Annotated in this window: 15 protein-coding genes, 2 pseudogenes and 1 other annotated feature; of the genes and pseudogenes, 12 read left to right on the top strand and 5 right to left on the bottom strand. The window is 45.3% G+C overall.

From position 1 onward, the window contains the following. Window positions 1-3,234, bottom strand: a pseudogene (locus HF864_RS09565) (hypothetical protein); the annotation flags it as partial. On the opposite strand from HF864_RS09565, the gene HF864_RS08345 reads away from it, so the two are divergent. The 9 genes and pseudogenes from HF864_RS08345 to HF864_RS08300 all read left to right on the top strand — a co-directional run bounded on the left by HF864_RS08345 (window position 3,227) and on the right by HF864_RS08300 (window position 15,243). Further along, a complete protein-coding gene (locus HF864_RS08345) occupies window positions 3,227-3,925 on the top strand; it encodes a hypothetical protein (RefSeq protein WP_169462526.1) in 699 nt (232 codons plus the stop codon). The pseudogene HF864_RS09565 and the gene HF864_RS08345 sit on opposite strands and share 8 nt — an antisense overlap. A gap of 27 nt (window positions 3,926-3,952) precedes the next feature. Then, window positions 3,953-5,176 (top strand): hypothetical protein, encoded by a 1,224-nt coding sequence (locus HF864_RS08340; protein WP_169462525.1) that lies wholly within the window; start codon window positions 3,953-3,955, stop codon window positions 5,174-5,176. After that, window positions 5,173-6,747 (top strand): annotated as a pseudogene (gene asp1, locus HF864_RS09495) (accessory Sec system protein Asp1). The gene HF864_RS08340 and the pseudogene asp1 overlap by 4 nt, the downstream one beginning before the upstream one ends. Then, a complete protein-coding gene (gene asp2 / locus HF864_RS08325; protein ID WP_169462523.1) occupies window positions 6,728-8,215 on the top strand; it encodes an accessory Sec system protein Asp2 in 1,488 nt (495 codons plus the stop codon). The pseudogene asp1 and the gene asp2 overlap by 20 nt, the downstream one beginning before the upstream one ends. 4 nt (window positions 8,216-8,219) lie before the next feature. Then, a complete protein-coding gene (gene asp3 / locus HF864_RS08320; protein ID WP_169462522.1) occupies window positions 8,220-9,101 on the top strand; it encodes an accessory Sec system protein Asp3 in 882 nt (293 codons plus the stop codon). Next, window positions 9,098-11,476, top strand: coding sequence for an accessory Sec system translocase SecA2 (gene secA2, locus HF864_RS08315; protein WP_169462521.1), 2,379 nt, complete (start codon window positions 9,098-9,100; stop codon window positions 11,474-11,476). Before asp3 ends, secA2 begins: the two co-directional genes overlap by 4 nt. Before the next feature lie 24 nt (window positions 11,477-11,500). Next, complete coding sequence (locus HF864_RS08310) at window positions 11,501-11,713, top strand: hypothetical protein (protein WP_169462520.1); 213 nt, start codon at window positions 11,501-11,503, stop codon at window positions 11,711-11,713. A 105-nt stretch (window positions 11,714-11,818) separates the two neighbouring features. Then, window positions 11,819-12,070 (top strand) — a binding site (T-box leader). A gap of 64 nt (window positions 12,071-12,134) precedes the next feature. Beyond that, window positions 12,135-13,145, top strand: coding sequence for an aspartate--ammonia ligase (gene asnA / locus HF864_RS08305; protein ID WP_169462519.1), 1,011 nt, complete (start codon window positions 12,135-12,137; stop codon window positions 13,143-13,145). A 679-nt stretch (window positions 13,146-13,824) separates the two neighbouring features. Continuing rightward, the gene (locus HF864_RS08300; protein WP_169462518.1) at window positions 13,825-15,243 is read left to right on the top strand and encodes an NAD-dependent succinate-semialdehyde dehydrogenase; all 1,419 of its coding nucleotides are present in this window, start codon (window positions 13,825-13,827) and stop codon (window positions 15,241-15,243) included. Window positions 15,244-15,437: 194 nt separating this feature from the next. Here the strand turns inward: HF864_RS08300 and nhaC are convergent, their stop codons facing one another. Beyond that, window positions 15,438-16,832 carry a Na+/H+ antiporter NhaC gene (nhaC, locus tag HF864_RS08295; protein ID WP_169462517.1) on the bottom strand — a complete coding sequence of 465 codons (1,395 nt, stop codon included), beginning with the start codon at window positions 16,830-16,832 and terminating at the stop codon, window positions 15,438-15,440. A gap of 507 nt (window positions 16,833-17,339) precedes the next feature. Here nhaC and HF864_RS08290 point away from each other — a divergent pair. Continuing rightward, window positions 17,340-17,756, top strand: a complete 417-nt coding sequence (locus tag HF864_RS08290; protein WP_169462516.1) for a (deoxy)nucleoside triphosphate pyrophosphohydrolase — start codon at window positions 17,340-17,342, stop codon at window positions 17,754-17,756. A gap of 2 nt (window positions 17,757-17,758) precedes the next feature. Further along, on the top strand, window positions 17,759-20,719 hold the full coding sequence (locus HF864_RS08285) for a DEAD/DEAH box helicase (protein WP_169462515.1): 2,961 nt from the start codon (window positions 17,759-17,761) through the stop codon (window positions 20,717-20,719). Between the two features lie 68 nt (window positions 20,720-20,787). On the opposite strand, the gene HF864_RS08280 is transcribed toward HF864_RS08285, so the two are convergent. From HF864_RS08280 to HF864_RS08270, 3 genes are all read right to left on the bottom strand, one after another. Beyond that, window positions 20,788-21,612 (bottom strand): putative hydro-lyase, encoded by an 825-nt coding sequence (locus tag HF864_RS08280; RefSeq protein ID WP_169462514.1) that lies wholly within the window; start codon window positions 21,610-21,612, stop codon window positions 20,788-20,790. Between the two features lie 203 nt (window positions 21,613-21,815). Further along, complete coding sequence (locus HF864_RS08275; protein WP_169462513.1) at window positions 21,816-22,139, bottom strand: hypothetical protein; 324 nt, start codon at window positions 22,137-22,139, stop codon at window positions 21,816-21,818. A gap of 13 nt (window positions 22,140-22,152) precedes the next feature. Next, on the bottom strand, window positions 22,153-23,271 hold the full coding sequence (locus HF864_RS08270; RefSeq protein WP_169462512.1) for an ATP-binding protein: 1,119 nt from the start codon (window positions 23,269-23,271) through the stop codon (window positions 22,153-22,155). Window positions 23,272-23,780: 509 nt separating this feature from the next. On the opposite strand from HF864_RS08270, the gene HF864_RS08265 reads away from it, so the two are divergent. Then, window positions 23,781-24,509 (top strand): KxYKxGKxW signal peptide domain-containing protein, encoded by a 729-nt coding sequence (locus HF864_RS08265; protein WP_169462511.1) that lies wholly within the window; start codon window positions 23,781-23,783, stop codon window positions 24,507-24,509. Window positions 24,510-24,624: the final 115 nt, after the last annotated feature.

Genomic DNA, 24,624 nt, shown 5'->3' with positions numbered 1-24,624 from the left:
ATCAACCAGCGAATCGAAGTCCACTTCAGAATCAGAAAGTGCTTCAACAAGTGAGAGTGAGTCGGTAAGTGAATCCGAATCTACTTCAGAATCTGAGAGTACGTCTGAATCTGCTAGCGAATCGGAGTCCACATCCGAGTCTGAAAGCACCTCGACGAGTGAAAGTGAATCAGAGTCCACATCCGAATCAGAAAGTGCTTCAACAAGTGAGAGTGAGTCGGTAATTGAATCCGCATCTACTTCGGAATCTGAGAGTACGTCTGAATCTGCTAGCGAATCGGAATCTACATCCGAATCAGAAAGTGCTTCAACAAGTGAGAGCGAATCAGCCAGTGAATCGGAATCTACATCCGAGTCTGAAAGCACTTCGACGAGTGAGAGTGAATCGGAGTCCACGTCCGAGTCTGAAAGTGCTTCAACAAGTGAGAGTGAGTCGGTAATTGAATCCGCATCTACTTCAGAATCTGAGAGTACGTCTGAATCAACCAGTGAATCGGAATCTACATCTGAGTCTGAAAGCACCTCGACGAGTGAAAGTGAATCAGAGTCCACATCCGAATCTGGCAGTGAGTCAGCAAGTGAAGAAAACGCGGCATCGCTCAGTACTTCAACTTCAGCAAGTGAAGAGTCAGTTTCAATGAGCAACTCGGCTTCGACGAGTAAATCAATTGCCAATAGTACGTCAGCGTCCGAATCTGGCAGCAAGTCAGCAAGTGAAGAAAACGCGGCATCGCTCAGCACTTCTACTTCAGCGAGTGAAGAATCGGTCTCAATGAGCAACTCGGCTTCGACGAGTGAATCAATTGCCAACAGCACGTCTGCATCCGAATCTGGCAGCAAGTCAGCAAGTGAAGAAAACGCGGCATCGCTCAGTACTTCTACTTCGGCAAGTGAAGAGTCAGTTTCAATGAGCAACTCGGCTTCGACGAGTGAATCAATTGCCAACAGCACGTCAGCGTCCGAATCTGGCAGCAAGTCAGCAAGTGAAGAAAACGCGGCATCGCTCAGCACTTCTACTTCAGCGAGTGAAGAATCGGTCTCAATGAGCAACTCGGCTTTGACAAGTGAATCAATTGCCAACAGCACGTCAGCATCCGAAGCTGACAGCGAGTCATTGAGTGAAGAAAACTCCGCATCATTCAGCACGTCGACGTCAGAAGCTAACTCGACTAGTGCATCTGAAGCAACATCAACGAGTGCTTCAACTTCAGCAAGTGAAGAGTCAGCCTCCATGAGTAACTCAGCTTCTACGAGTGAATCAATTGCCAACAGTACGTCAGCGTCCGAATCTGGCAGTGAGTCAGTAAGTGAAGAAAACTCCGCATCACTCAGTACTTCAACGTCAGAAGCTAACTCGACCAGTGCATCTGAAGCAGCATCAACGAGTGCTTCAACTTCAGCAAGTGAAGAATCGGTCTCAATGAGCAACTCTGCTTCGACGAGTGAAGAGTCAGCCTCCATGAGTAACTCGACTTCGACAAATGAATCAATTGCCAACAGCACGTCTGCGTCAGAATCTGGCAGTGAGTCAGTAAGTGAAGAAAACTCCGCATCACTCAGCACGTCGATGTCAGAAGCTAACTCAATGAGTGAATCAGAAGTAGCATCAACGAGTGCTTCAACTTCGGCAAGCGAAGAATCGGTCTCAATGAGCAATTCGACTTCTACAAGTGAGTCAGCAAGTGAAGTATCGGCATCTATGAGCAACTCGGCTTCTACGAGTGAATCAATTGCCAACAGCACGTCAGCATCCGAATCTGGCAGTGAGTCAGTAAGTGAAGAAAACTCTGCATCACTCAGCACGTCGATGTCAGAAGCTAACTCAGCTAGTGCATCTGAAGCAGCATCAACGAGTACTTCAACTTCAGCGAGTGAAGAATCGGTCTCAATGAGCAACTCAACTTCATTCAGCACTTCAACGTCAAAGGTAAGCTCGACCAGTGCATCTGAAGCAGCATCAACGAGTGCTTCAACTTCAGCAAGTGAAGAATTGGTCTCCATGAGCAACTCAACTTCACTCAGTACTTCAACTTCAGAGGTAAACTCGACCAGTGCATTTGAAGCAGCATCAACGAGTACTTCTACTTCAGCAAGTGAAGAGTCGGCATCTATGAGTAACTCTGCTTCGACGAGTGAATCAATTGCCAACAGCACGTCAGCATCCGAAGCTGGCAGCAAGTCATTGAGTGAAGAGAATTCGGCATCACTCAGTACTTCAACTTCAGAGGTAAACTCGACCAGTGCATCTGAAGCAGCATCGACGAGTACTTCAACTTCGGCAAGCGAAGAATCGGTCTCAATGAGCAATTCGACTTCTACAAGTGAGTCAGCAAGTGAAGTATCGGCATCTATGAGCAACTCGGCTTCTACGAGTGAATCAATTGCCAACAGCACGTCAGCATCCGAATCTGGCAGCAAGTCATTGAGTGAAGAAAACTCGGCATCGCTCAGTACTTCTACTTCAGCAAGTGAAGCGTCGGTATCTATGAGTAACTCTGCTTCGACGAGTGAATCAATTGCCAACAGTACGTCTGCGTCCGAATCTGGCAGTGAGTCAGTAAGTGAAGAAAACTCCGCATCACTCAGTACTTCAACGTCAAAGGTAAACTCGATCAGTGCATCTGAAGCAGCATCGACGAGTACTTCAACTTCGGCAAGCGAAGAATCGGTCTCAATGAGCAATTCGACTTCTACAAGTGAGTCAGCAAGTGAAGAGTCAGCCTCCATGAGTAACTCGACTTCGACAAATGAATCAATTGCCAATAGCACGTCAGCATCCGAATCTGGCAGCAAGTCATTGAGTGAAGAAAACTCGGCATCGCTCAGTACTTCTACTTCAGCAAGTGAAGCGTCGGCATCTATGAGTAACTCTGCTTCGACAAATGAATCAATTGCCAATAGCACGTCAGCATCCGAAGCTGGCAGCAAGTCATTGAGTGAAGAAAACTCCGCATCACTTAGTACGTCAACGTCAGAGGTAAACTCGATCAGTGCATCTGAAGCAGCATCGACGAGTACTTCAACTTCGGCAAGCGAAGAATCTGCATCAATGAGTACTTCCGCAGCCGCTTCGACGAGCGTTGTGGATTCGACAAGTACGTCAATCAGTACGTCAACATCGACTTCAGCCAATGCAGTCTCAATCAGTGCTTCCAATTCAGATAGCGTCTTGGCCTCGACAGCAGCTGCTTCATTAAGCATCTCAGCTTCAACGGCAGCCACTTCATTGAGCATTTCAAATTCCACTAGTGCTTCGACCAGCGTCACGAACGTCAATACGACGATTGCAACAACTGCACGGAATCGAATTATGACGCGTCTGCTTGCGGCATTGACCAACAATACCAACAGCAACAGTACCAATTCGGTTGTCAACAGTATGGCTCAGGCTTCACAGAGTACGTCAACAGTGGTTTCGCTGAGCATGGCACAATCAGCATCGAAGAGTCAGGCAATTTATGAGAGTATGTTTGCTTCACGCTCCAATAGCTCGTCAAATGCCATCAGCAATTCGACTTCGCTCAATAGCCTGCTTTCGGCTTCCAAGAGCGGTATGGAATCGTTGAGTGCCTCAAATTCACTGAGTTTAGAGGTTTCAGCAACGGAAAGTCAAACCCTGTATGAAAGCATGTTTGCCTCTCGTTCCAATAGTTCATCAAATGCCATCAGCAACTCGACTTCGCTCAATAGTCTGCTTTCAGCTTCTAAGAGCAATCTAGACGCAAGTAGCAGTTCTAATACCAGCACTGCACAGCAGACTTCTGCCGACACACTGGCAATTGCGGATTCGGTAAGTGAGACTCAGGCTCAGCAGCTCTCTAATTCAACGACTTCACTTTCTGTCAATGCAGCAGCGAGTCAAACGCAGCAATCTGGATTCTTAAATACCCTAAAGACGTTGCTTGGCTTTGGTAAGCGTCAATAATTGGGACAGAAAGAACGGAGAAGAGACTTGCAAAGAAAAAAATTAAACGTTTCGACAAGAGCATTCCTAAAAAAAGCATTCTTTACGATCATGACAATCGTTGTTTATTCACTAGGGAATCAGATTCCGGTTCCATTGGTGAAGATGACAACGGAGTATCAGACCATGATTCGTCATTACCACATGAGTATGCTCAGTATTTTAACCGGGGCCAATCTACCAGATCTATCACTGTTTTCACTGGGTTTTAGTCCCTATATGGCAGCGATGATGGTGATTCAACTATTGGTGATGATGAAATGGTCAATCGTCGAAGAAATCTCCCAGCGCCAATTAATGTATCTACAAAACTTTTTGGCGTTGATCTTTGCCTTGATTGAATCAACCATTATTGCCAGTGGATTCAAACTTGCGGCTGGTAATGACCATCAACTAAAGATTTTGATGATCATCATGACACTGACGGCTGGTTCAATGTTTGTACAATGGCTGGGCAATGTCACTACGATTTACGGTATTGGTGGCATGGTGGTACTGATTGTCGGCAATATGCTGCATTCAAACATGAATCGGCTGGTATTGCCGTGCCGAGAGATTTTAAGCATGCAAAATGGCGGCTGGCTGATGGTTGGACTGGTTGTGGGTAGTCTGCTGATTGCCTGGCTGACAATCATTTTCCATGCTGCTCACTATGAAACCGAGCAGATTCAAATATCTTTACCAAGCCAAATTGAAGCAGCTGTTTTTCCAATTGGCTTTAACTTGGGAACAATGATGACTTTTATGCTGGGAATGTCGTTTTTGATAATTCCCTCATTGATCGCTTCTTTATTTAAAATGCCGACGTTTTGGTCAGAGCCTAGATTTCAGATCGGCTTTGCGATCGTGATGACGTTTTTGATTGACTATTTCTTCGCGTTTGTCATGCTCAGTCCACGTCAATTAGCCAAAGGGATGCGCCATAGTGGCAACTATCTATTGGGCGTGGAAATTGGCCGGCCAACACGGCATTTTATTAGGTGGCGCTTGGTACTGTTCAACTTTTTCAGTGCCTTGATCTTGTCATTGCTGGTTGGCCTGCAGATTGCTGGCAGCTTGTTGGCCAAGCGAATTTGGCGGCCCTTATACGCTTTGCCGATTTCAATCGTGATGATGGTACTGTTTATGGAATCTTTAGTCGAGCTGTTAAACGAACTGTCGATTCCAAAGTGTTATCAAAAACTTAAAGAAAGGATCCTTAAAAGCGTATGAAATATTTTGTTCCAGCTTGGCATCGTGATGTTAGCGATTGGGCCTACAGTAGCCATACGATAACCTTTGATGATGCGATCGGCAATATGCGAATTATGAATCGTGTTGATGAAGCATATGGCGTCATTATTGGCGATTACAAGCCGCAATTGATTACTCAGATGAATACTGAAGGGGTTGCACCGACTGACACGCTGGCCGCTTTTGATTGGATTCAAGATACTGACCTGCATGATAATAACCGAATTGTAGATATCTCAGACTTTAACTGGCCACGCGGAACGTATTTTGAATACGGACCGTTTAGTGTTAATGCTTTTTGTAATGATGAGCATATTGCCCGGCTTTTGTTCAATAATATTGGTCAGATTTTACGGATTGAACGCTGGCAGGATGGCTATCACCAAGAAGACGTTATTATGGACACGCGAGGTTTTGTCTCCAGTATCAAGATGTTTAATCGGCAAGGTCAACTGGAAAAGATGATTTTCTTCAATCTACATGGTGAATGGCGAATGATTGAAGATGCCAAGACGGGTCGTTGCCACATCAATCCACGCTATTAGGCTGATTTTGCGCAGTCGAATTATACTAGTCGTCATGATTTAATTAATGAGGCAATTGCTAATTTGATGCAAAAGCAGCTCGATAAAGATGGTGATCAGATTGTCTTAACGGCTGATGATCAGCAAACGATTGATTTAAAACAGTTTAAGGGGTTCAAAACGATTATTCAGGCCAGTCAATGGCATGCCGATGATCGATTTTTGAACTCAATGGTTGGGCGTGATGATTTAACGATTGTCACGGACTCTGAAATCTCGGATCGTCATGTCCATAAAATTATTGGCGATCAAATCGAAACCAATCTGCTGCCAACATTTGCCTCGCAGTTTAGTCTTGGTCATAGTGATGAATATATTACACAAACGATTTTACTGTTTATTAGTGATCAAACCAAAATGCCAGTATTAAGAAGAGGTCTTACTCAGATCTTGGAATTGGTTGATTTTAATCAGAATAACGAACGGTTGCAGATTGTGGCCTATGATGAGCAATTGTTGAATCAAGCCCGTCAAATCGCTCACGAAATTGTTCAAGAACATCCACGGCTTTTGATTGATCCGGAAACTGAACAGCTGTCGCAAAATCCAGATCTGCTTGATGAAGACCGTGATCCAAGAATAGAAAAACAGTTAAACTGGCATTTTTTGCCAATTTATACCAAACGAATCGTGCAGACGACTGATCTGCTGCAGCTGTTGGATCAAGTTCGGGTGGTGGTTGATCTGGGCGATAATCCTGATTCGTACGTTCAAATGGCTTCAATCAGCGTGGGGTTGCCACAGATCAATCTAGTTCGAACCGATTTGGTAAGAGACCATGAAAATGGCTTAGTCTTAGTTGATGTTACTGATTTGGGCTTGGCATTAAACTTTTATTTGAGCAACATGGAAAATTGGAACCGAGCGCGGGTTGATGCCGTTCAACAGATTAATAACTATTCGGAAAAGCGAATCCTGCATCATTGGCAATGGCTTTGGAAGAGGTGTGCACGCTTTGAACCTTAACGTTTTGCAGCTTGGCAAAAATAATTGGCAGAGAGCTTATCAGATTCCGGCTGCTTTGAACTGGCATTTTAACGATCTAAGTTTTTTAGAAGATCCTAAAGTCCGACTGCAGCTGATAATTATTTCTGAGCCGATAACTTTGGTACCAGCTGACTGGCAGCTTTTACAAGAGCATACCGATCCGTACAACGTTGTTTGGGCACCAGAGCTGAAGGTTAAAGACCACGATTTAACGCTCTTTCTTAGAAAAATGGCTGCTCGTAAGCTAACCATGCCCATTCAAGAATTCATCAACCACATTGAGCATTATTATTTTGTGGGCCAGCAGGGGATCAGTATGACATCCGCGGCTCTGATGTTTGATACCAGATTTCGCGATGTGATTCATTATGAGGATTCATCACGCATTGAACTACAGATTCACACGCCAGATTGGCAACCGCTTGCCAGTTCCCGTAAGAACATTTATGTTGATCCAGGACGACAATTGGAAGTTTGGCCTCAGTTTGAAAAAGAAGATGGCGTTGAGCTGAGGTACCATTTTGCCGTTGTTTATGGTGAAGAACGGCGGGTTTTTGAATTTAACGAAGAACAGTTGAAAAATCCGCAGATCATTGATACTAAGATTTCCAAAGGTCATCAGTATATTACGATGACGATTTTTGCGCGTGGCTATGGCAGATTAAAGCTGGGCAACGTCGAATATCGTTGGACTCGCTATGGGATGGGAACGTATTTGAATGGCGGGCACAGCCTGGTTGATCCTAAGACCAGAGAAGAAGTGGCCTATTACTTTAATCCTGGTGATTTGAAGCCACCACTATGCGTGTACTTTGCTGGTTATCATTCTAAAAAAAGTTTCGAGGGGTATTTCATGATGCGCCGCCTGAATGTGCCTTATCTGTTGATTACGGATTCCAGACTGGAAGGTGGCCAGTTTTATACCGGAGAATTTTTCAGTCAAGCCATCCCTAACGTAATTGATCAGTATCTGCAAAAACTTGGCTTTACGCGTCAACAATTAATCTTATCCGGAATTTCGATGGGTACTTATGGCGCGCTTAAGTTCGGAGCCTTAATGGGTGTCCACGAGGTTATCGTTGCCAAGCCATTGGTTCATCTGGATTCGATTGCCACGCGTGGCCGCTTGACACGTCCTGATGAGTTTGAAACGGCCTTTGATATTGAACGAGCGATTGCGACGCAAGGGCAGAAGGTAACTGATGATATGCTGCTGCGGTTGATGGATCAACAAAACCTTGGTCAAACTAATTTTAGTATTGCCTATATGGAAAATGATGATTATGATGCCACGGCTTTTGCTGATCTAAGCCGTCATTTGCTACCCCGGGCCAATCGTTTGAACAGCTATAGTCTGCCTGGACGTCACAATGATGACAGTGCGGGAATGCTGCAATGGTTCTTGATGCGCTATCGTCAAGTTCTGCAGCATGACTTTGGGAGGTGATCAAATGCAGATTATCAACTACATCTACTGGCTGCCGCAAAATGACACGACATATCGCTATGGCTCGCGAATCGATGCCTATGAAAATCAGGTGATCCATTTTGAAAACGAATGGATGGCACCAGGCAAAGCAATGATTTCCTGGTATTCAGCGGTTAATTATCAAGCCAGCCGTTTCGTACCTCAACTGCCACTTTTGCGTGGTGGCGTTAAGTATCGGATCAAGGCCAAGTACCTTGCCAAGCCGGCTGATTCAGTAATGCTGCGGATCATTTTTTATGATATTCAAGGTGAGATTATTGATCAGAAAATCACCGATGGCTATCAGATCAACTTTACCTATCCGTACGCGGCGACGCGCTATGAAGTGCAGCTGATCAATGGCGGCTGCCGGTCGATTACCTTTTGGCGATTGGAATTAGCACGGGCCGCTACTGAACAGGTCGGTAATTTGTTATTTACCGCCCCGAAAAAAATAGATCCTAAAGAACCAATGAATATTATGCTGCTACGCTCGCTTAGAACAGCAATGATTCCAAGTGAAGAAGTTGAAAAAAAGCGTGATGTAGCAAATCTTGCATTAATGATGGTAGCCTGGCAGGAAATCGATCAGGTTGATAATGAATTGCTGAACTATTTTGAGAATTTTAAAGAGCGGCGAATCAATTTCATCAGTACGGCCCATCGTTTAAATCCAGTCGTGCGCAAATTGGTTAAACAAAGTCCATATTGGCGCGGCTGGCTGATTGACGCCGATGTCATGCTAACCGATTATCGTTTGAGCAACTATGAAATGACCGGCAGCGAAGGGCATTTCTTTAAGCATTTAGAATTAGTGCCCATTCAGCAGACACTGGATCAGATCAAGGATGAATTGAAGAGGTGAGAGCAACGGCATTTTCATTTGAACTTCAACGAGCCAGGCATATTCTAGGCAAGGTGAATGCATTGGCGCCAACAATGCGGGCAATGAGTGATGAAGAGCTGCAAGCCCAGACGCCACGGCTGCGTAAAATGCTCAGAGATGGCAAATCCTTAAACAGTCTGCTGCCACTGGCGTTTGCGACCGCGCGTGAGGCAGCCAAGCGCGTCTTGGGGATGTATCCTTATGACGTTCAGGTAATTGGGGCCATCGTTCTTCATCATGGCTGGATTGCTGAAATGAAGACTGGAGAAGGCAAGACGCTGACCGCGGCACTGCCTCTTTATCTAAATGGCTTAACTGGCAAAGGAGCAATTTTGGTGACGCCCAGTCGCTATCTGGCTCAGCGCGATCAAGAAGAACTGAGCGTGCTGTATAAATGGCTGGGATTGACCTGCAGCCTGGGTTTTGACCCTAATGATGAATCTGGCAATCAAGCAACAGTCGCCGATAAGCGAAAATGGTACCAAGCTGATGTTTTGTACACGACTGGCAGCACGCTGGCGTTTGACTATCTGTTCAATAATCTGGCTTCACGACCCGAAGATCAGTATCTCAGGCCATACAACTACGCAATCGTTGATGAGGTCGATGCGGTATTTTTGGACGGAGCCAATTCGCCGATGGTGGTTGCCAGCAAGCCAGAACTGCAGTCGAATCTTTATCGCTTGACTGATGAATTTGTGCGCAGCCTGGATCCAGATGTCGACTATCGACGCAGCAAAAACCACAAATCAGCTTGGTTGACGCATCAGGGGGTTTTAAAAGCTCAGCGATGGTTTAGAATTGACGATTTGTTCAATGAGCAGCATCGTGAACTATATCGGCACATCAGTTTGGCGCTGCAGGCCCATTTTGTCCAACAGCGAGGGCATGACTACATGGTCGAGGATGGTGAGGTCGTCTTGCTGGACGAGGCAAATGGTCGTTTAATGCGTGGTATGAAGGTCAACACAGGGATTCAGCAGGCCGTAGAGCAAAAAGAGGGCGTTAAGATCTCAGAAAACCGGCAAGCCGTTGCCTCGATTACCTATCAAGGCCTGTTTACGTTATTTAACAACGTTGCAGGGATGACAGGCACGGCTCGCATTGCCGCTGCCGAGTTTATCGATGTGTACAAGATGAAAGTCGTCCAGATTCCACGGCACCGCAAAAACATCCGTAAAGACCATCAGCCGCGCGTCTATCTTACGACCAGCGAAAAATTGATTGAAGCGATCAAGCTAGCTGAAAAACTGCATCATCAAGGACGACCAATTCTTTTGATTGCCGGATCAGTTGAGAACTCGGAAATCATTTCTGAGATTCTTTTAAATCGCGGGATTTCGCATAACATTCTGAATGCGCGCAATGAAGCCAATGAAGCCGCGATTATTAAAAATGCTGGACGCAGAAACGCGGTTACCGTTTCAACCAATATGGCTGGGCGCGGAACTGATATCAAACTAGGCCGGGGCGTTGCCGAATTGGGCGGTTTAGCGGTAATTGGTACCGAAATGCTTGATCCGCGTGTTGCTGAACAATTGCAGGGACGTGCTGGACGTCAAGGAGATCCAGGTGACAGCTGGTTTTTCATTTCTCTAGAAGATAACTTTGTCTCACAAAATAGCAGTCCGGTAATTCGCAAATACTATCGGCGTCATATCAAGCATTTTAACCCGCAGACCAGGCCACACCGACTTTACAATCCACGTATTTTGCTGTCTTTGCTGCTTTTGCGTGATAAGGTCATGGTCAGCCAGCGACAAACGCGCGCGCGAATGTACAGCTATGAGAACAGTATGCGATTGGAGCGGATGGTCTTTTATGAATTGCGGGATGCCATCATGAACGCCAAAGACTACCGCATGACGGCGCTGAATTGGATGAGTCATGGCTTTGACGTGATTTTAAAACAGCGTTCCAATTGGGATTATGGTCATTTTAAAGCCGCGGTCAATCACTGGGTTACCTATGATGACGCGCAGATTCCAACTGATTTAAACTATCAGGATAAAAGTGCCTTAAAAGACTTTTTAATGCATCGTACCAGTCAGATTTTAGATCAGATTGAAGCTTCAATTGCTGATCCCAAACAGATCGACCAGTTTTATCGTTCAGCACTTCTTAAGGCAATGGATGACTGCTGGGTTGATCAGGTTGCCTATCTTGGCTATCTGAAAACGTTGGTTCAACCGTGGACACTATTGCAGCGCAATCCGATGGCGGTTTATCATGGCAAGGCATATGATCGTTTTAAACAGATGATCAATGACATTGCTAAAGAGACGATTCGCAACCTGCTGCTGAGTACGATTGACCTGAATGAGGATGGCGAGGTTGTCGTATACTTTGTTTAATAAATGATTAGGGAGTGTTTTTGGATGGCAACGCACAGAATCAATCATCATAGCAATGACGATACTTTGGACAATGTGGTTGAACAGCATGCCAACAAGCGGCTTAAAAAGATTCAAGAGGAACAGGCAAAGGCTTATGAAAGGGGTCACCATCATTCAGGCGTGCCCAAATTTTTAATGAATCTGGTCGTGATTATTGCTGTCTTGCTGATGATCATCATGATGTTTTGGAAATAGTTTAATCTTGATCAGAATAGTATTTTTAATTAAATTCGCAAAAAATTAAAAAATTGCTTGCAAAATGCTGAGAATGGATTAAAATAAAAATCAATCAAACAGTTTTGAAAAACCATGAGAAAGACGAGTAGCTGTGTGCATTCGTAAAGTGAGCCGGGGATAATGGGAACTCGGCCGACCCTGATGCAGTGAAAAACACTTCCCCGCGTTGCTGACCCAAATGGTTTCGTCCAAAGTAGGCTCAGACGTTTTCGACACGTTACAGTCGATGGAGCATGTTTGTGCTCTGATCAAAGCGGTCTGGATATCTCTGGACAACTTGGGTGGCACCGCGGAATAAAGCCTTTCGTCCCATGAAACTACGGGGACAAAAGGCTTTTTATTTTGCCCTCAAGTCTAAGTTTCAAGGAGATTTTTTATTATGAGTCTGATTATTCCAGAACACTACGATCCAAAGCTGTCAGTTCGTGAGACTGAAGCCGCTATTCGCTACATTCGTGAAACCTTCCAAGATGAAATTGGTCGTGAATTGAACCTGCAGCGGATGAGTGCGCCAATGTTCGTCGAAAAGAAAACTGGTTTGAACGACAACTTAAACGGGGTTGAACAGCCAGTTTCATTCACCATGAAGGCTCTGCCTGGTGAAACGATCGAAGTTGTTCACTCACTTGCTAAGTGGAAGCGTTACGCATTAAAGAAGTATGGCTTTGGCATGCATGAAGGTCTTTACACCAACATGAACGCCATTCGTAAAGATGAAGACTTGGACAACTTCCACTCCATCTACGTTGACCAGTGGGACTGGGAAAAGGTGATCGCCAAAGAAGAACGGACTGAAGAAACCTTGAAGGCAACGGTCAAAAAGATCTTTAAGGTTATCAAGCACATGGAACATGAGGTTTGGTACAAGTTCCCACAAGCAGTTCACCATCTGCCAGACGAGATTCACTTCGTTACCACGCAAGAACTGGAAGACCGCTGGCCAGATCTGACGCCAATGGAACGAGAAGATAAGATTGCCAAGGAACTCGGCTGTGTCTTTGTTATGAAGATCGGTGACAAGCTGCGTCGTTCCGGCAAGCCTCATGATGGCCGCGCACCTGACTACGATGACTGGTCTTTGAACGGCGATATTATCTTCTGGTACGAACCATTGGACTGCAAGCTTGAAGTCTCCAGCATGGGGATTCGGGTTGATGAAGATGCAATGCGCTACCAGCTGAAAGAAGCCGGCGAAGAAGCCCGTGTTGAATTGCCGTTCCACAAGATGCTTTTGAACCATGAACTGCCATACACGATCGGTGGTGGGATTGGTCAGTCGCGGCTGTGCATGCTGCTTTTGGGCAAGGCCCACGTTGGCGAGGTTCAGGCAAGCATCTGGCCTGAAGACATGCGTGAAAAGTGTGAAAAGGCCGGCATTCAGCTGCTGTAGTCAAGATGCGTTGAATCAAGCGATAATGAATGCTATGCCTGGTTCAATACCTAATTAAAAACAGTGGTTTGGCGATGTGGGCAACAGCCAATGATCAAACACTAGGATAACGATTGAGTCTGTGTTTGCTTGCGGACGAACTTCCTAACCTCAGTATCACTTTCTCAGAGTCAGCAGGGCAGCCCGGCCTGATCGAGAATTCCAGTCAATGATTGTTGAGCTGTAAATGGCGAAACCATAAAACCGAAACTCAAAAGGGATTTCCTTACTGAGTTTCGGTTTTTTTATTAAAAAAGTATCAATTTAAATGAGAACATAATGGTTTAAAATGAGAAAGCCATTAATTATAGTGGTTGCCTGATTGATCGTTATCGGATACAGAATTATGCCGCCAAAATCAGCTTGGTTGATTGAGCAGATTTCAGCATATTCAAAAACAATGTGAATCAATAAACGAATGATCATTTAATTAAAAAATATTTTTAATATCGTTGGATCTCTTTTCTGTCAATGGTTTTGGTGCTTATAGCTAACAGATTAAAAGTCGAAAATTAATAAATTTTTGGCTAATACGTGACATTTTTAATTTTATGACTAAAATAGAGTCGTAAACGATTTCAAGATGATGCATAATCGTTTATCAAGTTCAATACTGCTAAGGAAAGGGGTATTTTCGATAATGGCTTATCAATCAATCTACCCGTACACGGGCGAATTGAAAAAGACTTATGAAAATCAGAGTGATCAATACGTGGAAGACAAACTACAAAAAGCAGATGCTCTGTACCACGAATGGCGCAATCAACCACTCGATGGCCGGGCCAAGATCCTTCACGCAGTTGCGGACAATTTGATGAAGCACCAAGATGAACTGGCTAAGGCAATGGTTCAAGACATGGGGAAGCTTTATGGCGAGGCCAAGGCTGAGGTAGCACTGTCGGCAATGATTGCCAACTGGTATGCTGACAACGCTAAGGACCTGCTGCGGCCACAGCGTGTCTACACGATCATGGGCGACGCGCACTATGAGTACCACTCAACTGGCGTCATTATGGCCGTTGAACCTTGGAACTTCCCATATTACCAAGTAATGCGGGTCTTTGCGCCAAACTTTATGCTGGGCAACCCGGTTCTGTTTAAGCAGGCCAGCTCCGTGCCAACCACGGCTACGCTTTTGGAAAAGTATACTTTGGAAGCTGGTGCCCCAGAAGGATCACTGGTTAACCTGTTTGTAACCTATGATCAGATTGAAAAAATCATTGCCGATCCACGAGTCAGCGGCGTCGCTTTGACTGGTTCTGAACGGGCTGGACAAAAGATTGCTGCTGAAGCCGGCAAGTATCTTAAGAAGAGCACGATGGAGCTGGGCGGCTCGGATCCATTTATTGTTTTGGATGATGCCGATCTGGACGACATCAAGAAGATTCTTTACATGGCCCGGTTGTTTAATGCCGGTCAAGAATGCACGTCTGCTAAGCGGTTCATTGTTACAGCCAAGAACTACGATCGCTTCTTGGAAATGCTGAAAGAAGAATTTGCCAAGGCCAAGATGGGTGACCCAATGGATCCTAAGACTACGCTGGCACCATTGAGCTCTAAGAGTGCAGCTGACGATCTGCACCAGCAGGTTAAGGATGCCATTGCACACGGGGCAACGCTGGCCTATGGTGATCTAGATGCACTAACCCCAACTCCTAATGGCTTCTGGATGCCAGCGGTAATTTTGACTGATGTAACCCGTGATAATCCGGCCTACTATCAAGAATTCTTTGGTCCGGTTGGCGTTGTCTACAAGGTCGCTGATGAACAAGAAGCTATCAAGCTGGCCAACGATTCGCACTATGGTCTTGGTGGGCAGGTCTTTGCCGGGCACTCCAAGCACGCGGCTGAAGTGGCATCCAAGATTGAAACCGGTGCTGTTTACTGCAATAACTTCCGGGGTTCAATCCCAGAATTGCAGTTTGGTGGGGTCAAGAACTCTGGTTATGGGCGTGAATTAGGCCGTGCCGGGATTTTAGCCTTTGCCAACGAACAGATGATTATGCGTAATCCATATGACAAGATTGACCTTAACCACACGATTGGCGGTTTCGTCTAAAATAAGTCGATTCAGCCATTAGATGATAAAAGATGGAATAGAGAGAATCCTCTAATAACGAAAAGGCATCAGGCGCTAGTCTGGTGCCTTTTTATCTTTAGTCAACCATCATCGACTAAAGTCACGGGATTTCATGCTAGGCATAATTAAAAAAGTCTGCCGAACAAATGCTCAGCAGACTTGCAAAATATTGCTTAGGCTTTTTGGGTTTTTGGTCCGTGACCAGGCTGCCATTTGAGACCAATGCCAGTAAAGCCGCTCAAAATGGAGAAGACTGGCGACATTAAACTAAACAGGGTAAATGGCAAGAATTCAAGTACTGGTACGCCTAACGTAGAGGCAACAAACGATCCTGCCACGCCCCAAGGAATCAAGTAGTTGATGACGCTCCCACCGTCTTCAAGCGTCCGACTTAAAGCCAATGGCGAGAGGCCGATCCGCTTAAAGGCTGGTTTAAAGGCATTCCCTGGCAGAATTACTGAAAGGTACTGTTCACCAACGAACAGGTTGACACCAATGCCGGCACAGATTGTTGCAGTAATCAAACGACCAGGTTTGCTTAGTCTGGCAACCAGTGGCTTCATGGCACTTTCGATGATTCCCATGTGCATCAAGATTCCACCCAGTGCCAAGGTCATGATGATCAATGAAACGGTTCCCATCATGCTGGAGATGCCGCCCCGCGTCAGCAGTGCATCAACAGCTTTGTTGCCGGTTTTGGAAACAAAGCCGCTTTCAATCAGTGTGGCGAATTTGGCAATGGCCAAGTGCGGATTGTTGATAAAGATCATAATCGTCGACAAAACAATGTTTAAAAACAGAGTTGGAATGGCTGGGACTTTTTTCCAGGCACAGACAAACATCAAGATAATCGGCAGAGCGGCCCACCAAGAAACGGCAAAGTATTTGGTCAATACCGCATTAACGCTGGCGATGCTGGCAAGTGAGGTACCTTTGTTGCTTTGGCCAAGGAAGAAAAAGACAACCAACGAGACCAAAAAGGCGGGGATGGTCGACCACATCATATTTTTGATGTGATCAAACAGATCATCTTCGGCTACGGCTGATGCCAGGTTGGTCGAATCAGACAGTGGCGACATCTTATCACCGAAAACAGCCCCGGAGATAATGGCACCAGCCGTCAAAGCTGGATTGACGCCTAAGGTTGAGCCCATCCCAAACAAGGCAATCCCGACGGTTGAAACGGTTGTAAAACCAGAACCAATTGCCAGCCCGACCAATGAGCAGACAATGAAGACCGATGGCACGAAGAAGCGGGCACTGATCAAATGAAAGCCCAAGACCATCAATGAAGGAATAATGCCGGCTTGAATCCAAACGGCAATTAAAGTCCCAATCAGAATAAAGATGAAGATGGGGATGATAGCAGTTGAGATCCCTTCAGTAATGCCCTTCATGATGTCATCCCAGGAAACACGACGAATGGCCAGCCAGAAAACCAAAAAGGCAATGACGGTTAAAACAGGAACCTGGGGTGAAAGACCAAAGCCAATCACGCCGCATCCCAAGACAATCAGCATAATCAATAAAATAGCAACAGATTCTTTAAATTTAATTTTTTTAGTCATATTATCGATACCTCATGAATTGATTTATTAATTTAACAGCATTTGGTTTGTAGATAATGACTATAATATCGTTTCATAATTTCTCCCCCTCGAGCAGACAAAAAGGCGTTCCGACTAGACAATGTCTAATCGGGACGCCTCAACGTGGTACCACCCAACTGAAAAGAGCCAGTGCATGGACTGCTTTTCACTCTTGCCAGTTGCTAACGGTACCGGCCCAATCCGTACGGGCTTATTATGTCGGGTATTTCGGAGCTGTCACCCTGTCCGGTTCGCATCATCCACCGGTTTTCTGAGCGCTGAGGTGCAGTTCTACTTGACGACCACTCGTAAATTTCATTGGCATTAATATATCACTGAAAAAAAAGAATGGCAAGTTGATTTCTGATAATTCTTTAATTTTATTTTAATAAAAGCGTTTTCGCATAATGAGCTGAAAAGTGGCTGGATCATTGAATTAGCGCGCTTTATAATAAAAATATCCTAAGCAAAAAGGAATCAGTAAATATGACCAAAAAAATAAATGTAGTGGGGGCTGCCATCTTAAATGAGCAGTACCAGATTTTAGCAAGCAAGCGCAGCGATGATCGCATCCTAGGGGCCTTGTGGGAATTTCCGGGTGGCAAAATCGAGCCGGGTGAGGATCCTAAGGCAGCTTTAAAGCGTGAGTTAAGAGAAGAATTCAATGATCAGATTGAAGTTGGACGCCAAGCCGCGCCAACCGCCATCAAACAATATGATTTTGGCGAGATTCATCTGACGGTTTATTACGCCAAACTGGACACGCATCATTTTGATCTAATTGCTCATAGTCAGGTTAAATGGTGCGACCAAGCCAATTTGATGCAGTTAAACTGGGCTGATGCCGATTTGCCGATTGCTCGGGCAATTGCGCAGGCGGATCTAAAAAAGGCGGTGTTTTAAGCATGACCGGCGTTGACTACGGAAAAATCTTAAAGCGCTTGGAGTCAAAAGATGGCGATCAACTGGTCAGAGAATTACATGGCTCGCTTTTAAATGGCTATGTTGATCAAGATGAATTTGCCACGGTTGGCGATTTGGGACCTAAGCTGTTGACCAATCAGTCGGGTAACCAGATTTGGAATCAATTGCGCCATGAGCTGCAGACCTGCCAAAGCTATATCTTTGCCGTGGCGTTTGTAACTGATGCGATGATCTCCAGCCTCAAACCGATTTTTAAGCAGCTGGCCAGCCATGGCATTCAAGGGCGATTATTAACGTCTGATTATCTGTATTTCAATCAGCCCAAGGCATTTGCCGAGCTGCTCAAAATTCCTAATCTGGAGGTGAAAATTGCCAAAGTTGACGGTTTTCACCAAAAGGGATATATCTTTCAGCACCATGGCTATCAAACCATTATCATTGGCAGTGCCAACCTGACCGAAAATGCTCTGATGCGTAACTATGAATGGAGTCTGCAGATCAATTCACTCAACAATGGCGACATCACGCATCAAGTCAGTGAAAACATCGAAGACGAATGGCAGCATGCTCAGCCTTTGACGGATCAGTGGATTGCACAGTATCAACTGGTTTATCAAAAAAATCACCGCACGACGCACGCCATAGCCCAGATGGTAAAAAACGGTCAGCCTGAAATTATTGGTGATCACATTGAGCCCAATCAGATGCAAAAAGAGGCACTGGCTCAGATCGCTGGTCTGCGTAAGGCCGGTAAGCATCGTAGTCTGGTAATTTCGGCAACCGGAACGGGTAAGACCTATTTGGGGGCATTTGACGTTCGCAATGCCAAGCCGAAACGCATGCTATTTTTAGCACATCGAGAAGAGATTTTGCGCAAGTCGGCCCAAAGTTTTCAAAAAGTAATTGGCGGACCTAAAGACGATTTTGGCCTATATACCGGCAACGTGCATGAAAAGGATGCCAAATACCTTTTTGCCACCGTTCAGACCTTGCAAGACGACGCCCATCTACACGAATTTTCGCCAAATGAATTTGACTATATCTTGGTCGATGAGGTCCATCATGCCGGGGCCAAATCATACCAAAAGATCATGCAGTATTTTAAGCCTGAATTTTATTTGGGGATGACAGCCACGCCAGAACGGAATGACGACTTCAGTGTTTTTGAGCTGTTTGACTATAACGTGGCTTATGAGATCAGACTCCAGCAGGCTTTGGAAGCCGACATGCTGTGCCCGTTTCACTATGTTGGTATCAGTGACTATCAGTTTAACGATGCCCAGGTTAATGAAGAGATTGCCAGCTATCAAAATGACGCTGCTCATCATCAAAAAGAGGTGCAAGCCATTGAGCATTTGACCAGTAAAGAACGGGTTCACTATATTTTGGAACAGACCGAGTACTATGGCTATTCGGGGCCACAGCTGCATGGCTTGATTTTTTGTGCTACGGTCAAAGAATCAGAGCAGCTGGCTGCTGAATTAAGCAGGCAGGGGCATCCAGCCAAGGCACTTTCCGGCTCGGATTCAATGGTTGTTCGTCAGCAGGTGGTCAAAGAATTGGCGGCTGGTCAGATTGAATATATCGTCACGGTTGATCTTTTCAATGAGGGGATCGACATTCCATGCGTCAATCAGGTGGTGTTTTTGCGCAGCACCAATTCCAGCATCGTTTATGTGCAACAGCTGGGACGGGGGCTCAGAAAAGCTAAAAACAAAGACTACGTTGAGGTCCTGGACTTTATCGGCAATTACAAGAACAGTTATATGATTCCGATTGCCTTGACCGGGGATGCCTCTTATTCCAAGGATAGTGCCCGCGAAACGGTTGAGATCGAGCCAACGATTGGACTTTCTACGATTGCATTTGACGAGATTGCCAAGGAACGGATCTATCAGTCATTGCGTCAGGTAAGACTCAACGATATGAAAAAGCTGCGGAATGTCTATCAAAATATGAAATTCCGGGTTGGGCGCGTACCGATGCTGGCTGATTTCATGGCAGCCGATTCAATTGATCCCGAGATTTTGGCTAATAAAAAGAAAAACTACGCCCAGTTCCTGATTGGCGAAAAAGTACCAATTGAGCTCAGTGACTATGAAAATCGCGTGCTGACTTTTTTGGATGCGGAGCTCTTGAACGGTAAGCGGCGTCATGAATTGATGCTGCTGGATGATTTACTGGCTCAAAACACGGTTACAGAAGAAAAACTGAAGCAGCAGCTAAAAGAAGCCAATTGTCAAGTTGATGAGTCAACGATGGCTTCGATGCGGCGTGTACTGGATCTAACGTTTTATAACAAAAATGCCTCACCATCCAGAGCCGATTATGGTGGTCAGCCAATCGTAATTTTTGAACCGGATATGCAGTACTATAGGTTAAATGACGAGCTTAGCCAGTCTTTGCAAAACAATCCGTGGTTTAAAAAGCTTTGGCAAGATGGTATCAAGACCGGCCTGATGCGGGCTGAACGCTATCGAGCCGATCAACGCTTTACGCTGGGCGAGAAATATACGCGTAAAGACGTGATGCGCTTGATCAACAATCAAATCAATACAACCGCACAAAACATCGGTGGCTACTACTTCAATGATCATGACGGTGCGATTTTTGTTACCTACCATAAGTCAAAAGAGATCAGCCGCTCGATTCAATACGGGGATCGCTTCTTAAATGATCACGTGATGCACTATTATTCCAAGAACAAGCGTCGACTGGACAGTCCTGATATTCATAAGTTTACGGATGGTAGACATCGGATGGGGCTCTTTGTCAAAAAATCCGATGCTGATGATGACAAGACCTTTTATTACCTGGGGAATTGTCATTACATGCCTGGTTCGGCCAAACAAGAAGAACAAACCGGCAATCCGATTGTTTCGATGAATCTGGTGCTTGAACAGCCGGTTGCCTACACTCGCTACCATTCGCTGATTGACTAAAACGAAAACGCACTTCCACGAATTTTTCGGGCATTCAGTATCCCGAGTGTGGCGGTGCGTTTTATTGATTATTCTGGTTGGTGGGCATCGAGATAGTCGTTTAGTTCGTCATTTTTAATGTCAGTAACAAACATATGCCCCGGCGCGTGGGTAATGACCAGCGGCAGTTTGGCGTTTTCAATAACCGCCTGCGGAGTTACGCCACAGGGCCAAAAAACGGGGACTTCGCCAGGTTTGATTGTGTCGGGGTCGCCATAATCAGGATGAGCCAGATCGGTAATACCAATCGCTTTGGGATCGCCAATCTGAATTGGTGCGCCGTGCACGTTAGGCATCTTAGCCGTGATCTGGTAGGCAAGCCTGGCTTTTTTGGGGGTCATCGGGCGCATTGAAACAACCATTGGACCTTTAAAACGACCGAATGGACTGGTCATAATATTGGTTTTGTACATAGGGACGTTGTGTTTTTCGGTCAGGTGCCGAATCTCGATGCCGGCATTAGTCAAGGCTTCTTCAAACGAAAATGAGCAGCCGATCAAAAAGCCAACCATATCCAGTTGCCAAAATTGACTGGCATCAGTGATCTCCTTGGTAAAACGACCATTTTCATAAATTCGGTAGCGCGGGATGTCAGTGCAGATGTTGGCATGACTGGCAATCGTTTTGGTAAGAGGGGTCCGCTTGATGGTTTCCAAAAGCGGACAGGCCTGGGGATTTTGCCGAATCCATTCGCGAAAGTCGCGGGCATAAAGCTGAGGCATGATTACCAGGTTGGCTTGCGCGTAGCCGGCTGCCGTGCCGGCAGTGGGAAAGTCAATGATGCCGTCCCGAACATATTGGCGGACCTGAGCCGGGGTTTGATGGATATAGGGCTGAATATCAAAAGCAGACATATATTTCACCTCTTGGATTACAAAATAATGCGAAAATTGAATTTACCTTAAATCATAACCGTAGTTAAACCGTTTGCAAAGTTGGCAGTCAATCAAACTTTTAAAATTAAGTCCAAACGGTTATTGACTTAATTTAGAACGTTTTTAAAATTTGGGCTGATTAAAAAAATGAGGGCTGCCCATGCTGGCAACCCTCATTTGGTCTAGATATGCTTTGATGATTTTGTGATTTGAATGATTTGTGGCTGGGCAGAATCAAAGCGGTGATCAGTGCGATGGTCATGCCACTTGACGATACCAATCAAAATCAAGATGATAACGATCGTGTATAGTAAGGCCGAGTGACTGGAAGGGTGATCAACCATGGCCGCGCTACGATACCAGCGAAACAGCCAGGCCAGCATGCTGTAGACCAAAAGTCCGCAGACTACGGCAAAGACAATGGCCCACATAAATGTGGTGGCCATTGCCATGACGATTCCCGCGGCAATCAAAAACATAACCATCAATATGATGAACAGGCACATTTACAGTTTCCTCCTAATTGCTTTGCCAGCTAGGTAACGGTACGTCAATTACGCGTGGCGACTGGTTTAATAAACAGGCAATGGCTTGACCAATTCCCAGTCCGCTAACGGTCGATACCAGTTGCTGGTCTAAGTTAAGGCTGCTGATTTCTTCTGGACTGGCGAGATGATGAACCAATAGATTAGGAAACTGAGAGCGCAGCTTGGCTGGCAGATCCAATGGCGATTGCGTAGTCAAAACAACATTGAGGCCTGCTTTGCGACCTTCACGCAGAACTTGAAAGATGCCATTTTCAGCCAAGGAGAATTCATCGGCTGGCAGATAACGATGTGCTTCGTCAATGACGATGTTGACCGGAAAATCAGCCGCATGAGTCAAACGGCGTTCCAATATTCGCTTCATCAATAGTGAGATTACGGCACGTTGTCCAATGGCAAGCGTCTTGAGTGCAGAAAGATCAATTACCAAGGTCTTATGAGCACTACGTTGATCTAAAAACATCTGTAATACGAAGTTAAGCTCGGTCTTAACCTGGCCAGGTTGAGAAATGCTGCCAAACAGCTTGCGTACTGGCAGACTGGCGAGCGATTCGCGCAACTGAATGATACTGGACCATTCTGCGGCAATCAGCTTGTGATCATATTGCTGCCCCATTAAGTGATAGTCAGCTCGCTGATCAGCATATGGAATCACGAATTCTTCAATCAATTGGTCAGGAAGCAATTGCACGTCATATGATTTAGCCCAGCACCCCAGTTGCTCAGCTTCATGTTGGTGCGTATTGATTGGCTGATTGATGCGCACGTAGCAGGCTGGTTGATTGAGCAGATTGTTTTGAATTTTCAGATCATTGACTGCAAAAGCTGCTGCCATTTTGAGCTGAGAATCAAATTTTAATCCTAGGGCGTCAATCAATTGACTGGCAGAAAACTCACCTGGTTCCAGATAGGCATTTTCACCCAGCCGATAGACGATGGCGTTGGGCAGTTGCGCGTACTCGCCGGTTGGATCCAAGACAATATTGGCCTGGGCGTTGGTTTGCAGCTGATCCAGAATCGTTAGCGTTGACGTCGTCTTACCACTACCGGTCTGGCCAACGATCAACAGATGTCTTTTAGTCAGCTCGTTCATTTTGTGCCGTCACTTTCCTTTCGCTTAATCAATCTTTAATGTTTCTATCTTATCATGATTATTAGTAAAAGATTGCTGATTATGGTGCAAAAGCAAAACCTTCTTGCAATTTTATGCAGTAATTAAATTGTGGATTAACGGGACAGCTTTTGCTTTTTTACGAATAAAGTGGCTGAAAATTAACTTAACCTCTTAACTACGGATAGATAACCTCAGCGCTGGCTGGCGGTTCAAACGCCGATAAATCAGTATTTGACCATCCTAGCCATCCTTGAGGAGATTTAAAGACAAATGCCCAAAATCGGTCGCAAGCTGATTTTGGCATTTTTTTACTCTTTTTTTGATTTGTCAAATATCAGTTTTTTGGTCACTGATCGTCTGCCGTATGAGATATAATTTATTACTAGTAGGATAAATATACGGTGAGACGATTTGGGGATACATATTGGCTAAAAAATACCATTGAATAACATAACGGTTTCACCGGTCAAATGTTAGGGGGATGAATTATGAACAGATTGAAACGGTTTGGAAAGGAGACCGAAACGGATCGCAGCTGTCGCATTAAGATGTACAAAGCTGGCAAGAATTGGCTGACATCATGCCAAATTTGCCGCTATTTTTTAAATCGTGCCGTTTTAAAGCGAATTGCCGTTTCAGCTGGAGCAGTAGCTATCGGGATGAGTCTAAGTGGGCATGTCGTTAAGGCGGATACCACCAGTTCGACCAATCGCTTGATTACAATCAGCAGTACAGCATCGCAAGCCAACGGCCCCTCAACCGCTACAGCAACTACTGATAACGCAGGCAATTCAAACGCAGTTGCGACTGTTGCTTCAAGTTCGAAAGTTTCATCAAACAGTCAAGCAGCATCATCAAGTACGGATGACTCCAAAACTGACTCAGTGACGCAATCAAGCAGTTCAGCAGCAGCCAGTGCTGGCAACGATCAAAATGATGCCGCATCCTCAACAGCTGCAGATAGTCAAACTGCCGCCAGTTCAGCTGTTGAATCTGCCAATGCAGTTTCTGAAAGCACGGCGATTTCAGCTGCTGAAAAATCAAGTGTAGCCAGTGCTAAGTTGGCAACAGCTAATCGAATCGCCAGGGTGGCCATAATTTTAGGCGAGAGGACACCCAAACTTGTTCGGGTGATGAATCGCCCCGACAAAGCACCGAAAAGGTGCTTTTTATTTGGCTTTCGTTTCCTATGGTTGTATAATTTAGTTGCTAATTAATTGATTCAAAAGGATTGCGGTGTATACCTATGGTAGTGTTTAAATTCCAAGATGAAGTGTCAGAACCAATTAAAGGACGTTCATATGTATATGATTTGCACTACCACTTGGTTTG

This window comes from Lactobacillus sp. MRS-253-APC-2B, from assembly GCF_012843675.1.
GTDB classification, from domain to species: domain Bacteria; phylum Bacillota; class Bacilli; order Lactobacillales; family Lactobacillaceae; genus Limosilactobacillus; species Limosilactobacillus pulli.
This window is presented reverse-complemented; position numbering and strand designations above follow the sequence as displayed.